The 14,555-nt window shown below is 66.2% G+C and carries 15 protein-coding genes and 1 pseudogene; 13 read left to right on the top strand and 3 right to left on the bottom strand.

The window, feature by feature from the left end:
• Window positions 1-1,528 (top strand): serine hydrolase (locus VH499_RS03995; protein WP_332051397.1); only part of this gene is annotated, 1,528 nt, incomplete at its 5' end.
• Between the two features lie 15 nt (window positions 1,529-1,543).
• On the opposite strand, the gene VH499_RS03990 is transcribed toward VH499_RS03995, so the two are convergent.
• Together VH499_RS03990 and hrcA are read right to left on the bottom strand one after the other, a co-directional pair.
• The gene (locus tag VH499_RS03990; RefSeq protein ID WP_332051396.1) at window positions 1,544-1,699 is read right to left on the bottom strand and encodes a hypothetical protein; all 156 of its coding nucleotides are present in this window, start codon (window positions 1,697-1,699) and stop codon (window positions 1,544-1,546) included.
• A 16-nt stretch (window positions 1,700-1,715) separates the two neighbouring features.
• Window positions 1,716-2,771, bottom strand: a complete 1,056-nt coding sequence (gene hrcA / locus VH499_RS03985; protein ID WP_332051398.1) for a heat-inducible transcriptional repressor HrcA — start codon at window positions 2,769-2,771, stop codon at window positions 1,716-1,718.
• Window positions 2,772-2,922: 151 nt separating this feature from the next.
• Here hrcA and rph point away from each other — a divergent pair, with 151 nt between their 5' ends.
• The 4 genes from rph to VH499_RS03965 are packed head-to-tail and all read left to right on the top strand — an operon-like array spanning window position 2,923 to window position 6,246.
• Window positions 2,923-3,642, top strand: a complete 720-nt coding sequence (gene rph, locus VH499_RS03980; protein WP_332051395.1) for a ribonuclease PH — start codon at window positions 2,923-2,925, stop codon at window positions 3,640-3,642.
• Entirely contained in the window at window positions 3,642-4,256 is a 615-nt protein-coding gene (locus VH499_RS03975; RefSeq protein WP_332051394.1) for a non-canonical purine NTP pyrophosphatase, read from the top strand. Before rph ends, VH499_RS03975 begins: the two co-directional genes overlap by 1 nt.
• The gene (gene hemW, locus VH499_RS03970; RefSeq protein WP_332051393.1) at window positions 4,253-5,416 is read left to right on the top strand and encodes a radical SAM family heme chaperone HemW; all 1,164 of its coding nucleotides are present in this window, start codon (window positions 4,253-4,255) and stop codon (window positions 5,414-5,416) included. Before VH499_RS03975 ends, hemW begins: the two co-directional genes overlap by 4 nt.
• Window positions 5,413-6,246: a transporter substrate-binding domain-containing protein gene (locus VH499_RS03965; protein ID WP_332051392.1), complete on the top strand. Its 834-nt coding sequence runs from the start codon at window positions 5,413-5,415 to the stop codon at window positions 6,244-6,246. Before hemW ends, VH499_RS03965 begins: the two co-directional genes overlap by 4 nt.
• A 91-nt stretch (window positions 6,247-6,337) precedes the next feature.
• On the opposite strand, the gene hspQ is transcribed toward VH499_RS03965, so the two are convergent.
• Entirely contained in the window at window positions 6,338-6,709 is a 372-nt protein-coding gene (gene hspQ / locus VH499_RS03960; RefSeq protein WP_332051391.1) for a heat shock protein HspQ, read from the bottom strand.
• 106 nt (window positions 6,710-6,815) lie between these two features.
• On the opposite strand from hspQ, the gene VH499_RS03955 reads away from it, so the two are divergent.
• The 8 genes and pseudogenes from VH499_RS03955 to VH499_RS03920 form a co-directional block, all read left to right on the top strand.
• A complete protein-coding gene (locus tag VH499_RS03955) occupies window positions 6,816-7,724 on the top strand; it encodes an MBL fold metallo-hydrolase (protein ID WP_332051390.1) in 909 nt (302 codons plus the stop codon).
• Entirely contained in the window at window positions 7,721-8,557 is an 837-nt protein-coding gene (locus tag VH499_RS03950) for a class I SAM-dependent methyltransferase (protein ID WP_332051389.1), read from the top strand. The genes VH499_RS03955 and VH499_RS03950 overlap by 4 nt, the downstream gene beginning before the upstream one ends.
• The gene (locus VH499_RS03945; protein WP_332051388.1) at window positions 8,557-9,909 is read left to right on the top strand and encodes an adenylate/guanylate cyclase domain-containing protein; all 1,353 of its coding nucleotides are present in this window, start codon (window positions 8,557-8,559) and stop codon (window positions 9,907-9,909) included. Before VH499_RS03950 ends, VH499_RS03945 begins: the two co-directional genes overlap by 1 nt.
• Before the next feature lie 97 nt (window positions 9,910-10,006).
• Window positions 10,007-10,741, top strand: coding sequence for a Tim44/TimA family putative adaptor protein (locus VH499_RS03940; protein ID WP_332051387.1), 735 nt, complete (start codon window positions 10,007-10,009; stop codon window positions 10,739-10,741).
• 17 nt (window positions 10,742-10,758) lie between these two features.
• Entirely contained in the window at window positions 10,759-11,862 is a 1,104-nt protein-coding gene (locus tag VH499_RS03935) for a murein transglycosylase A (protein ID WP_332051386.1), read from the top strand.
• A 128-nt stretch (window positions 11,863-11,990) separates the two neighbouring features.
• On the top strand, window positions 11,991-12,779 hold the full coding sequence (locus VH499_RS03930; RefSeq protein WP_332051385.1) for a (Fe-S)-binding protein: 789 nt from the start codon (window positions 11,991-11,993) through the stop codon (window positions 12,777-12,779).
• Window positions 12,779-14,209, top strand: coding sequence for a LutB/LldF family L-lactate oxidation iron-sulfur protein (locus VH499_RS03925; RefSeq protein WP_332051384.1), 1,431 nt, complete (start codon window positions 12,779-12,781; stop codon window positions 14,207-14,209). Before VH499_RS03930 ends, VH499_RS03925 begins: the two co-directional genes overlap by 1 nt.
• A pseudogene (locus VH499_RS03920) lies at window positions 14,206-14,555 on the top strand (lactate utilization protein); the annotation flags it as partial. The gene VH499_RS03925 and the pseudogene VH499_RS03920, both read left to right, overlap by 4 nt.

Below are 14,555 nucleotides of genomic sequence, written 5' to 3'. Positions count from 1 at the left end.
TGGTTGCAGCCGCAGGCTCGGCACAATGAGAACGTTCCTCGCCGCCCTTCTCGCTCTCCTGCTTCTGCCCGCGCTGGCGCGGGCAGACGATTGGCAGACCTCCTCGCCGGAAGCGCAGGGCATGGGCTCGCGCGAGCTGGCCGATTTCGTCGCCTTCGGCGTTTCCAACGGCATGGACAGCCTGCTCGTCACGCGCCACGGCAAGATCGTGGCGGAGGCCTACTACGCACCGTTCGCGCCGGGGCTCAGGCATCGCGTCAACTCGACGACCAAGTCGGTCATCGGCAGCCTGGTCGCCATCGCGCTGAAGGAAGGGCTGCTGAAAAGCCTCGACCAGCCGGTGCTCGACTTCTTCCCCGGGCGCCAGTTCGCCAATACGGACGAACGCAAGAAAGCGATCACGCTGCGCCACCTGCTCGACATGACGTCGGGCCTGGACTGGAACGAGCCATTGTCGAACGCGAGGCCATGGTCGCTTTTCGAGATGGAGCGCAGCCGCGACTGGGTCCAGTTCGTGCTCGACCACCGCATGGCCCGCGAGCCCGGCACCGCCTTCGACTACAACAGCGGCAACCCGCATCTTTTGTCGGCGATCCTGTCGAAAGTGACCGGGCGCAGCGCGCTCGAATACGCCAAGGAAAAGCTCTTCAAGCCGCTCGGCATCGAGGACGTGCAGTGGCGCGCCGATCCACAGGGCGTGTCGACCGGCGGCTTCGGCCTTTATCTCCTGCCCCGCGACATGGCGAAGCTCGGCACGCTCTGGCTGCATGACGGTACGTGGGACGGCCAGCGGCTGCTGCCGCCCGGCTGGATCGACACGGTGCGTCACGCAACGATCGAGATGGGCCTGCCCGAGTTCCGATATGCCAACCTCTTCTGGTCTATCCCGAAGAAGGACGCGTTCATGGCGGTCGGCTTCCACCGCCAGCTCATCGTGACCATGCCCAAGCTGGACATCGTCGCCGCCTTCACCGGCGCGTTGCGCTACAGCAATGCGGCCGGCATGCCGAGCACGCCCGGATATCCCCTCTCGGCAGTCCTCGATCGGCTGAAAGCGGCGGTCAAATCGGACGCGGCACTGCCCCAGGACCCTGCGGCTCTCGCCGAACTGGCCGATGAGACCAGGAAAGTGGCGCAGGAAGCGCGCACCCAAGGTGGGGGCTTCTCGCCGCTCGCCACGACGATCTCCGGCAAGGTCTATCGCCTGCAGCCCAACCAGCTTCGCCTCAGCTCCCTCTCGTTCACGTTCGAGAACGGCCAGGCGACCTACGCCTACGAAGTCGGTGGCCAGCGCTTCGGCGGACCGATCGGTCTGGAGGGACTCTACGGCGTCGGCGGCCGCCGACTCTATGGCCCGAGCGCCGCCAAGGGCAAATGGCTCGACGACAGGACCTTTCAACTCGAGGTGGAAACGCTGGGCAACGACGATGCCGGCATCGCGACCTTCACCTTCGACGACCAGGTCGTCAGCGGCCGGCTCGAGACACCGATCGGTTTCAAGGTCGACTTCAAGGGTGAAGCGGAATGAGAATGCGGCCGTTGACTACCGGCCGTCCCGTTTCTTCTTCGCGGCTTTCCGCTGACGATCTTCTCTGGCGAGGAAACGGTAGCCGCGCCACGCCAGTACCAATGCCATAAGCATTGCGACCATGCCAAAGACGTAGGTCATCGGATCGTTGTCAGACACGACAAAGTTCATCGTTTGAACCGACGTCCTACCCGACCATGCGGCCGATGGTGCGTGCGGTGTAGTCGACCAGCGGGATGATGCGCGCGTAGTTGAGACGCGTGGGGCCAATGACGCCGATCGCGCCCAGGATGCGTTCCTGCGAATCGCGGAACGGTGCGACCACCATCGAGCAGCCGGTGTTGGCGAACATCGGGTTGTCGGCGCCGATGAAGATCTGCACGCCGGCGGCGCTGTTGGCGAGTTCGAGCAGGCGGGCGAAGCTTTCGCCGCGCTCCAGCGCATCGAACAGCGCGCGCACGCGTTCGAGATCGGCGATGACGGTGATGTCCTCGAGAAGACGCGCCTGGCCGCGCACGATCAGCGCCCCGCCAGGCTCGCCGGCCCAGGTCGCGAGCCCCGACTCGATCACCCGCGCGGTAAGGTCGTTGAGCTCCGCGCGCTTCAGCTTCAGGTCTTCCAGGATCAGCCGGCGGGCTTCCTCGAAGGTCCGCCCGCTCAGCCGGGCATTCAGATAGTTGCTGGCTTCCGCGAGCGCCGAGGCCGGCATGCCGACCGGGGTATCGATCAGGCGGTTCTCGACCTGGCCCGACTGCGTCACGGTCACGACCAGCGCCCGCCCGGGGCCGAGATTGACGAACTCGATATGCTTCAGCGGCTGCTCCGTCTTGGGCGCCATGACGATGCTCGCGCAGCGCGACAGACCTGACAGCAACGTCGTCGCCTGCTCGAGCGCCTCGGTCACACTGCGGCCGACGGCAGCGCAACGCACTTCGATGCTTTCGCGCTCCTCCTCCGACAGATTGCCGACCTCCAGGAGCCCGTTCACGAACAGGCGAAGGCCGGCATCGGTCGGCAGCCTGCCGGCCGAGGTGTGCGGCGCATAGAGCAGGCCGAGATCCTGCAGGTCCGCCATGATGTTGCGGATAGTGGCGGGCGACAGCGTTTCGGTGATCTTGCGCGTCAGTGCGCGCGAGCCCACCGGCTCGCCGGTCTCGACATAGCTTTCGACGACGAGACGCAGGACCTCGCGCGCGCGGTCGTTCAGTTCGGCGACCGTAGTGGCCTGGCGTTGAACCGGCATGGCATCGGCGAGGACGCCGCCGGGCAGCCCGAGACGGTGAATGGCCATGCAAAAAATGTAGGTAGAGTGGGCAGGTCGGTCAACGCAATCGACGGCTTGTCGCTTGGCCCGGCTTTGGCCATAAGCCCTGTCCATCCCCAGGAGACGTTTCATGCGCCCTTCCGGCCGCGCCCCCGATCAGCTTCGCAAGATCTCCCTTGAACCCGGCTTCTCCCGTCACGCCGAGGGGTCGTGCCTCGTGAAGTTCGGCGACACGCATGTTCTTTGCACGGCCTCGGTCGACGAGAAAGTGCCGCCCTGGATGCGCAACACGGCGCGCGGCTGGGTCACCGCCGAATACGGCATGCTTCCGCGCTCGACCCACACGCGCACGGATCGCGAAGCCGCACGCGGCAAGCAGTCGGGACGGACCCAGGAGATCCAGCGCCTGATCGGTCGCTCGCTGCGTGCCGTCGTCGATCTCGGGGCGATGGGCGAGCGCCAGATCAACATCGATTGCGACGTCCTGCAGGCCGATGGAGGGACGCGTACAGCCAGCATAACAGGGTCCTGGGTCGCGCTGCATCTCGCGTTCGCGTGGCTGGTCAAGCAAGGCAAGCTTGCTGCCAATCCGATAACCGGACAGGTCGCGGCCGTTTCCTGCGGGCTGTGGCAGGGTGCACCCGTGCTCGACCTCGATTACGCCGAGGATTCCAAGGCGGAGGCCGACGCCAATTTTGTGCTGACGGGTACGGGCGGCATCGTAGAAGTGCAGGGCACCGCCGAACAGGAGCCCTTCACCGAAGCGCAGTTCCACGAGTTGTTGGCGCTCGCCAAGAAGGGAATTGGCGAGCTCACCGCGCTGCAGCGTCTGGCGATCGGTCGGTCCTGATGGCGCGCCATTTCTCGCTACCCAAGCTGGTCGTGGCCACGCACAACCGGGGAAAGGCGGGCGAAATCCGCGCCATGCTGCGACCGTTCGGGGTCGAGATCGTTTCCGCGCAGGACCTCGGCCTGGCCGCGCCGCCCGAGATCGGCGCCACCTTCGAGGAGAACGCAACGCTCAAAGCGTTGGCCGCGACCCGCGCCAGCGGTCTGCCCGCACTGGCCGACGATTCTGGTCTCAGCGTGCACGCCCTGGGCGGAGAACCCGGCGTCCGGACTGCCGACTGGGAAGGCCCGACGCGGGATGCAATGGTCGGCATGCGGCGCATCCAGGACGAGTTCGCGGCGCGGCGCGTCCCCGACACGGACACCGCGCGCACCGCCACATTCCATTGTGTGCTGGCGCTGGCCTGGCCCGATGGGCATGTCGAGCTGGTGCACGGCACCCTCGATGGCCGCATCATCTGGCCGCCCCGTGGCCTCGGCGGTCACGGCTACGATCCCTGCTTTCAGCCCATCGGGATGAATCGCACGACCGCGCAGATGACGGATGAGGAGAAGAACGCGATCAGCCATCGCGGCCGCGCCTTCCGCATGTTGGTCGAGGCCTGCTTCAAATGACCATGGCGTGCGTCGAGCCTCTGGGCGTCTACGTGCACTGGCCGTTCTGCAAAACGAAGTGCCCGTATTGCGACTTCAACAGTCACGTACGCGAGAAGGTCGAGCAAGCGCGCTGGCGCAAGGCGCTGCTCGCGGAGCTCGAGCATGCGGCGCACGAGGCGTCGGAGCGGCAGGTGCAGAGCGTGTTTTTTGGCGGGGGCACGCCCTCACTGATGGAACCCGAGACAGTCGCCGCTTTGATCGCGCGCACGCGTGAGCTGTGGAACATCGCCGCCGATGTCGAGATCACGCTGGAAGCCAACCCTACCTCGGTCGAGGCGGGCAACTTCGCGAGCCTGGCGCAGGCGGGTGTCAATCGCGTGTCGCTCGGCGTCCAGGCGCTTGACGCGCCGGCACTCCGCTTTCTCGGCCGCCAACATTCGCCCGACGAGGCGCTCGTCGCCCTGGCGACGGCACGCCGCTACTTCACGCGGGTTTCCTTCGATCTCATCTATGCCCGCCCGGGCCAGTCGCCGCAGGCCTGGGCGGACGAACTCGAGCGCGCCCTGGCGCTCGCCGGCGAGCATCTGTCGCTCTATCAACTCACCATCGAGCGCGGCACACGCTTCTTCGCCGAACATGCGCGCGGCGCCTTTGCTCTGCCGGCGGAGGAAGAGGCAGCGCAAATGTTCGAATACACGCAGCAGTGTCTCGCCGCTGCCGGCCTGCCGGCCTACGAGATCTCCAACCATGCGCGGCCCGGCGCCGCATGCCGCCACAATCTGATCTATTGGCAGTATCAGGACCATGTCGGCGTCGGACCGGGTGCCCACGGCCGCTTCGCGACCGCCGATGCCAAGCGCGCGACACGGCGCGCGAGCGGCCCTGAAGCATGGCTGGAAGCGGTCGAGCGCTCGGGCCATGGAACGGTCGAAACCACCGACGTCAGAGGGCGCGATCGCGTGGAGGAGGCATTGATGATGGGCTTGCGGCTCAGCGACGGCGTTGACCGCGCGGCGTTCGCGGCCAGCGCCGGCGCCGATCCGGTCGAGGCGCTGGACGGACAGCGGCTGGCGCGTCTCGTCGAGGCCGGTTTCCTGGAGATCGATGCGATGCGCTTCAAGGCGACGGCGACGGGCCGGCAGCGGCTGAACGCTCTCCTGAAGTGGCTGACCGCATGATGCGATGGTTCGTCCTTGTCGTTATGATGATGGCCGCGACTGCCGCGCTCGCGCAGCCGCACAAGCCCGCTTCCAAGCCCGCGCCGCAGGCAGCAACAAAGCCCGCCGCCAAATCGCCCTTCCCGCCGCCCGCCTTCAAGATCACCGTGGCGACCTGGGGCCAATATCCGCCTTTCAACTACCTCGATCGAAAGGGCTTGCCGGCCGGCTTCGAGATGGACCTGGCGCAGGAAGCCTGTGAGCGGATGAAGGCCGAATGCGAGTTCGTCGCAGCGGACTGGAACGACCTGATCCCGGGCCTGATGGAGAAGAAGTTCGACATCGTGATGGCCTCGCTCGACGTGACACCCGAGCGGCGACGGCGGCTCGGCATGTCGCGACGCTACTATCTGTCGCCCGGCGCGTTTATCGCGGCCAAAGGTGCGCCGTTCGACGGCCCGCCGGCGCTTCTGCGCAACAAACGGATCGGAGTCCAAAGAGACTCCATGCACGCCGACTGGCTCGACAGGAATTTCCGCCGCTCGGCCCAGATCAAGCGCTACCCCTCGGTGGCCGGCGAACTGCAGGCCTTGGCCAGTGGCGAGGTCGATGCCGTATTCGGCGACAAGGCGCAACTCTGGCTCTGGTCGCAGAAGCCGGAAGGTCAGTGCTGCGTAGTGATGGGCCAGGACATCAAGGACACGCCGACCCTGGGCATCGGCGTCTCGGCCGGCATCCGGCGCGAGGATGTGAAATTGCGCGAAGCCTTCAACAAGGCGATCGGCGAGATGCTGAGCGACGGCACCTACAGGAAGCTCAACGCAAAATATTTCCCGTTCCCGTTGAACTGAGGTCGCGGGATGCAATCACCGGAGCCATGTGAAATCTAGCCGAGGGCGACCGTCTCCGGGTCGCCGCCGACCTTCCGGCCGGCCTGGCCGGTCAGTGCAAGGCGCGGACGCGCGATACGTAATGGCCGCGCTTCAGCTCCTTGAAGAAGTGCGGGACTTGGGGATGCGACACCGGCTTGCCGCTGTCGTCGGCCAGCAGATTCTGCTCGGAGACATAGGCGACGTAGGTCGTCTGGGCGTTCTCGGCCAGCAGATGATAGAAGGGCTGATCGCGACGCGGCCGGACATCCTCCGGGATCGACGCCAACCATTCCTCGGTGTTGGCGAAGACCGGGTCGACATCGAAAATGACGCCTCGGAAGGGGTAGAGGCGGTGCTTCACCACTTGTCCGATGGCAAACTTTGCCATGCGCATCGGTGGCTGGGCGATCGTGGAAAGGGCAGTCTGATTGGCGATTTCCATGACGGAATTATCGCTCCGAACGGCACTTCAAGCAACGCGGCCGACCCCCCGGAATTAACCGACCCAGTGTAAAATCCGCGACCAAAGCCTGCTCCGACCATGATGGTTGACGGCGGCCCCCACCTGTGGACTCTGGCGCGAGGGTATGATCCGAGGAACCAGGGCGTTGGCCAATGGTCTAAAAGCTCGATTCTGGGGCGTTCGGGGGTCGATCTCCTGCCCTGGCGCCGAATATGCACGCTACGGGGGAAACACTTCGTGCCTGGAGGTCACCGCTGGCGGACGCCGCCTGATTTTTGACGCCGGCACCGGCATTCGCCCGCTGGGCCTGGAATTGGCCCGCCAAGCCCCGCTCGATATCGATATCTACTTCACGCATACCCATCTGGATCACATCTCGGGACTGACTTTCTTTTCGCCACTGTTCGATCAAGGCAGTTCGGTGCGCATGTGGGCCGGCCATCTCGAGCCGCCTCATACGCTGAAGACGGTCGTGAAGAGCCTGATGAAGGCGCCGCTCTATCCCGTGTCGCTCGAGGCCTTCCGGGCCTCGATCAAGTTCATGGAGTTCGACTGCGGAGCGACGCTTTCCTGCGGCGCCGTGAGCATGCGCACGGCGCCCCTCAACCATCCCAACGGCGCCACCGGCTACCGTATCGACCATGCCGGCAAGTCGATCTGTTATATCACCGACACCGAGCACCGGCCCGGCATCCTGGACTCCACGATCATCGGACTCTGCCGAGACGCCGACGTCATGATTTATGATTCAAGCTATACGGATTTGGAATACCCGCGCTATCGCGGCTGGGGTCATTCGACTTGGGAGGAAGGCGTGCGCGTGGCCGACGCGGCGAAGGTCGGGACTCTCGTGATCTTTCATCATGATCCGAGCCATGACGACGCCTTCATGGACGGCGTGGCACGAGACGCCGCGCGGTGCCGTCCGGGCACCGTGCCAAGCGGCCTGCCGCGGGTAATCGTGGCCCATGAGGGCCTGATCATCGCCCCGTGACCCGGGCCATCAGTCTGCGCGGGCGCTGGCGCCGGTTGGTATTGGGTCTGCCGACCGTGCTGGGCCTCGGTCCGCGGGGCTGGTTCATCCCGCACCGCTACGCAGCCTTGCTGCCGCCGCCTGGCACGCAGCCGCCCTATGCCGACATCGAGGCCTTGTTTGAAGGACAGGCGCCGACCTTCGGCGCAGCCATCGATCAGATGAATGCCCATGCCCAGGAGCTGATCGGTCTCACGAGCCTGCTCGACCAGGCCTGGTTTCCGGCACTCGATGGCGCCATGGCATACAGCCTCGTGCGGTCGCGGAGACCACGAAGGGTCATCGAAGTCGGATCCGGCCATTCCACGCGCATCCTTGCCCGCGCTTTGGGCGATGCCGGCGAGCTCCTCGCCATCGATCCCGCGCCGCGCGCCGAGATCGCCGGCCTGCCGAGCGTACGCATCGTGGCGAAGACGCTCCAGGCGGCGCCCCCCGATCTGTTCGATACGCTCGCGGCCGGAGACGTCCTGTTCATCGATTCGAGCCACATCCTGTTGCCCGGCAGCGATGTCGACCTGCTGCTCAACCGCGTCCTGCCGCGCCTGCCGTCGGGCGTTCTGGTGCATGTCCACGACATCTTCCTGCCGTTCGACTATCCGGCGGCCTGGGGATGGCGGAACTACAACGAGCAACAGGGCGTCGCTCCTCTGCTGGCGACCGGTGCCTGCAAGCCGCTGTTTGCCAGCGTCTGGGCGGAGCGGCGGCTCGCCGACCGCCTCGGCCGGTCGGTCGTCTCCCGCTTGCCTCGCCGCCCCGAGGCGATGGCGACCAGCCTGTGGTTGGAGAAGCGCTGATGTGGAGCGCATTGCGCGCCTGGCTGTTCGATGGCAGCGGGCTCCACAAATTACCGGATCGCGTTCAGGCCGCCATCCGCATCCAGCAGGAGCAGAGCGAGATCCTGATCGCCTGGGTGCAACTTGCCATCGTCGCCATGCTTGCCGTCGTGTACGAGTCGACGACCATGCCGGGCGGCGTGGTCCAGTTCGGCAATCTCGAAACCGCGGTCCTGGCCATCTATGCCGTTTTCGGCGTCATCCGCCTGGCCCTCGCCTACCGCCGCCTGCTCGGCGCCTGGATGCTCTATCTCTCGGTCCTCGCCGACATGGCGCTGCTGATGGCGCTGATCTTCTCCTTCCACCTCAAATATGCCCAGCCGGCCGCTTTCTATCTGAAGGTCCCGGCCCTGCTCTATGTGTTTCTGTTTATCGCCTTGCGCGCACTGCGCTTCGAGGCGCGCTTCGTCGTGTTCACCGGTGTCGCGGCAGTCGCTGGCTGGATCCTGCTGGTGCTCTATGTGCTCAGCGGCTACGGCGGGCCGGACGATCCGACCACCGACGACTTCGTCGACTACATGACCTCGAACACGCTGCTGTTCCATGCCGAGGTCGACAAGATCATCGCGATCCTGCTCACGACGGCGGTCCTCGCCGTGGCGATCGCGCGCGCCCGTCACTTGCTCGTCCGCGCCGTCAGCGAAGGTGCGGCGGCGCGCGATCTGTCGCGCTTCTTCGACCCCAATGTGGCGGCGCGCATTCGCACCGCGGCGATGGCGGTCAAGGCGGGCGAAGGCGAGTTGCGCGATGCCGCCATTCTCACGGTCGATCTGCGCGGCTTCACGCGCCTCTCCACCGAGCTCGCGCCCGACGACGTGATGAAGCTTTTGCAGGACTACCAGGGCCGCGTCTGTCCCCTGATCGTTGGCCACGGCGGCAGCATCGACAAGTTCCTGGGCGACGGCATTCTCGCTTCCTTTGGCGCTGTCGCTCCCTCGTCCGCCGCAGCAGCCGATGCCCTGCGCGCCGTCGATGCCATCGTCGAAGCGGCGGATCGCTGGGCCGCCGAGCGGCGGTCCCGAGGGATGGCGCCCCTGTCGGTCGGACTCGCCGTCGCCTCCGGCCGCGTCGTGTTCGGGGCCGTGGGCGACGGCGAGCGACTGGAATTCACGGTAATCGGCGATGCCGTCAATTTTGCCGCGAAACTGGAGAAGCACAACAAGGACGAGGGCACCCGCGCGCTGACCGATGAACGGACCTACGGCCTGGCCCAAAGCCAGGGCTACAGGTCACCGGCCAAGCCCGAGACACGGCTTGGCCGGCACGTGGCCGGAGTGCAGGATTCGGTCGATATTGTGGTGCTTTCGCCCTAGGAAGGGCATAGGCGCCGCCGTCCGTTGCCTTGCCCTTTCCCCATTCGGAGCCTATGTAATTTGGCGCGAGTTGGAGACGAGTCGGCGGAGCGCCTTCGTGGGCAACAACTACGACATCATTCTCATCGGACTGGTTGCGATCTTCCTGATCCTGCGCCTGCGCGCGGTGCTGGGAAAGCGGACCGGCAACGAGCGACCGCCGGCGCGGGACCCGTTCAATTCGCCGACGCCGCCGCCGGCGCCTTCCGCGGGCGGCACGCCGCGGCTTGGCGATGCGCCGGGCGGCAATGACAACGTCGTTTCCTTGCCTGGCGCAGGAGCGCCGCGGCCGGACAACGCGACCACCAGCGTCGGCGGTATTCGCACCACCGTGCTCCCAGCGGCGTCCGCTGGCGTCAGCGCCATTCGCACGGCCGATGCCCGGTTCGACCCGATCTCTTTTGCCGATGGCGCACGCGCCGCCTTCACGACGATCGTCGAGGCCTTCGCCAAGGGCGACACGCAAGCTTTGCGTCCGTTGCTCGACAGCCCCACCTTCGCGAGCTTCGAAGGAGCGATCCGTGGCCGAACCGAGCGGCGCGAGAAGGCCGAAACGACGTTGATCGGCTTTGAGGCGTCGGACATTGCCGGTGCGGAGCTGCACGACAGCAAGGCTGAGGTGACTGTCCGGTTCGTCACCGAGCAGGTCAATGTCGTGCGCAATGCCGAAGGCCAGATCGCCGACGGCAATCCGAACGAGGTACAGAAGGTCGTCGACCTCTGGACGTTCCGCCGCGACACCAAGTCGAGCGATCCCAACTGGGTGCTGATCAAGACCGAGAGCGAAGGCTGAGGGGGAGGCATCACCGCATGCGCTGGAGCGTCCTGTCCGGCGGCGCAGCCTTGCTGGCCGTTGCCGGTGTGCTTTCGGCGTGCGCAAGCGGCGCGGGAGTGACCCCTGCCAACAGGGTTGCAATGGCGCCGATCTCCTTCAACGAAATCCCCGGCTGGTCCGACGACAGGCACGCCGAGGCGCTTGCCGCATTCCGTCGTTCCTGTCCGAGACTCGACGCAGGCGCCGACACGCCGATTTCGACCGATGGCGGGGAGAAGATCGTCAGCTCCGCCGAGTGGCGGCAAATTTGCGTGCAGGCCGGCCTGGTGAGGCCGGGGGACGAACGCGGGGCGCGGCAGTTCTTCGAGGAGAATTTTCGTCCGCTGGTCGTTCAGGTGCCGGCCAACTTCACCGGCTATTTCGAACCCGAGCTGAGGGGCAGCCGCGCACCGTCGCGGCTGTTTACGGTCCCTGTCTATCGCCGTCCCTCAGACCTCGGCAACAAGCCCTACTACACGCGCGCCGAGATCGAGCAGGGTGCGCTGAAAGGCAGGGGACTGGAGATCGTCTGGGTGCAGGATCCCGTCGCACTCTACGAAGCTCAAGTGCAGGGCAACGGCCGGGTGCATCTGGCGGAAGGCGGCACGCTCAGTCTCGGTTTCGACGGCTCGAACAATCGGCCCTATACGGCGATTGCCGGCGTGCTGGCCGAGATGGGCGTCATGAAACGCGAGAATGCCACCTGGCCGGCGATCCGCGACTGGTTGAAACGCCATCCGCAGCAGGGCCGCGATGTGATGCGCAAGAACGAGCGCTACATCTTCTTCAAGGATGCACGCACGACAGGGCCGATCGGATCCGAGGGGGTGGCTCTTACCGCACAGCGCAGCCTGGCCATCGATACCGCCTTCACGCCCTACGGCACACCGATCTGGATCGAGACGGTTCGTCCGGTCGCCGGCAAGCCTGGCGCCACCGAGCCCTATCGCCGCCTGATGATCGCCCAGGACAGCGGGACCGCGATCAAGGGACCGGCCCGTGGCGACGTGTTCTTCGGTGCGAGTCCGCAGGCCGCCGATTGGGCTGGCCGCATGGTGAGCGGCGGGCGCGCCATCATCCTCGTGCCCAACCGGGGCTGAGCTCCTTCGCCGCGCGCAGACGGCGCGCCTTCGCCCGCGTCACAACGAGAGGCCGCCGCCCGCCTAATCATTATGAACAAGCAGGCGTTGCGCAGCAATTTTCGCGCTGCCATGGTGGATGGGTGGCCATGCCGTCAGAAGATCGCCCCTCCCCGCCCCGCCGTGTCGCGCTGTTCGTCACTTGCCTTGTCGATCTGTTCCGGCCCGCCGTTGGCTTTGCGGCGGTGAAGCTTCTCGAGGACGCGGGCTGCACGGTCACGGTTCCACCGCAGCAGGTCTGCTGTGGCCAGCCGGCGTACAATTCCGGCGACCGCGCGAGCGCGCGTGCGATCGCGGCCCAGGTGATCGACGCCTTCGACGGCTTCGACGCGGTGGTCGTGCCGTCCGGCTCCTGTGGCGGCATGCTGGCGCATCACTATCCCGGCCTGTTCGATGACGATCCGGCGATGAAGGCGCGCGCCCAGGACCTCGCCCGCCGCAGCCACGAGCTCGTGTCGTTCCTTGTCGACATTCTGGGCGTGAAGAAGGTGACCGCGCGCTACGATGGAACGGTGACCTATCATGATTCCTGCTCGGGATTGCGCGAGCTCGGGATCAAGGAGCAGCCGCGCCGGCTGCTCGAGTCGGTTCAGGGGCTGCGTCTGCGGGAGATGAAGACGCCGGAAGTCTGCTGCGGCTTTGGCGGGACTTTCTGCGTGAAGTATCCGGAGATCTCCAATGCCATGGTGTCGGAGAAGTCGGCCGATATCGCCGCGACGGAGGCCGACACGCTGTTGGCAGGCGATCTCGGCTGCCTGATGAACATGGCCGGCAAGCTGCAACGCGAGGGACGGCGGGTGCGCGTGCGCCATGTCGCCGAAGTGCTCGCCGATATGGGCGGATCGGCGGCCATCGGCGAGCGGGAGGCGAAGCGCTGATGCAGTCCACCGCCCACGACTTCAAGGACAATGTCGACGCGGCCCTTGCCGATCCCAACCTGCAGGACTCGCTTGCCAAGCTGAAGGTCGGTTTTTCCGAGCGGCGGCGTCAGGCAGCCGAGCTCCTGCCGGAGTTCGAGGCGCTGCGTGATCGCGCACGGGACATCAAGGACCACGCTCTGGCGAATCTCGATTTCTATCTCGAGGAATTCGAGCGCAAGGTCGTCGCGCTCGGTGGTCATGTGCACTGGGCCCCAACGGCGGCCGACGCACGGCAGATCATCGGCGATCTGTGCAGGAGTGTCGGCGCGCGAACGGTTGCCAAATCGAAGTCCATGGTGGCCGAGGAGATCGCGCTCAACGAGCATCTCGAGGAGCTGGGCATCGTCCCCATCGAGACCGACCTCGGCGAATACATCATCCAGCTCCGGCACGAACCGCCGAGCCACATCATCGCGCCTGCCGTGCACCTCACAAAGGACCAGGTTGCAGATACCTTCCTGGAGCATCACGCGCCGCTTGGCTTCACCAGGCGTCTGACCGAACGCAACGATCTGGTCGCCGAGGCCCGTCACGTGCTGCGCCAGAAATTCATCGACGCCGATGTCGGTCTGACCGGTGCGAACTTCCTGGTCGCCGAGACCGGCTCGTCGATGCTGGTCACCAACGAAGGCAACGCGGATCTCTCCAACACGCTACCTGGCATGCACATCGTGCTGGCCAGCATCGAGAAGGTAATACCGACGCTGGAAGATGCCGCGGTGCTGTTGCGCGTGCTGGCCCGCTCGGCGACGGGGCAGGAGTCGTCGGCCTATACCACGCTCAACACCGGCCCCAAACGCGATGGCGACCTCGACGGTCCCACCGCCTACCATGTCGTCATTCTCGACAACGGCCGCTCGTCGGTGCTCGGGACCAGGATGCAAGACATGCTGCGCTGCATCCGCTGCGGCGCCTGCATGAACCATTGCCCGGTCTATGGCGCGATCGGCGGGCATGCCTATGGCTGGGTCTATCCCGGACCGATTGGCGCCGTGCTGACGCCGCAACTGATCGGCGTCGAGGAGGCCGGCAACCTGCCCAACGCCTCGACCTTCTGCGGCCGCTGCGAGAGCGTTTGCCCGGTGCGCATTCCCCTGCCCGGCCTGATGCGGCATTGGCGGGAGCGCGAATTCGAGCGGCACCTGACGCCGCGGGCCGTGCGCCAGGGCCTGTCGCTGTGGTCGTTCGTGGCGCGACGGCCCAAGCTCTATCGCCGGCTGAGCGGCTGGGCGAACAAGGCGCTCGCCCTGTTCGGCCGCGGCGAGGGGCGCTATCGCAGCCTGCCGCTGGCCTCGGGCTGGACCCGCTTCCGCGACTTCCCGGCGCCGCAGCCGGGCGGCACTTTCCACGCCCAATGGGCGCGCCAGCGCAGCCGGATTCGGCCATGAGCGCGCGCTCGCAGATCCTCGACGGCATCCGCCGCTCGCTCCATCGCGGCGGGCTGACGGGCGACGCCCGCGCCGCCGTCGACCAGCGCCTCGCCGCGCCGCCGCGCGGTCCTTTGGTGGCGCGAGCGCAACTGCCCCAGCCCGAGAAGGTGGCGCTGTTCTGCCAATGGGCCGAAGCGAACAATGCGACGGTCGCGCGCGTGGCGGCGGGCGACGTCGCGAGCGAGGTCTCGGCCTATCTGGCGCGCAACAACCTGCCGGCCGAGGCCGTCATGGCGCCGGCGGCGGCGCTCGATGCCTATGACTGGGCGGGCCAGAGGATGCTGTCCCTGCGGCGCGGTCGCGG

It is taken from the genome of Reyranella sp. (genome assembly GCF_036558665.1).
Taxonomy (GTDB): domain Bacteria; phylum Pseudomonadota; class Alphaproteobacteria; order Reyranellales; family Reyranellaceae; genus Reyranella.
Note: the sequence above shows the minus strand (reverse complement) of the source record. Positions and strands in the feature narration are given on the sequence as shown.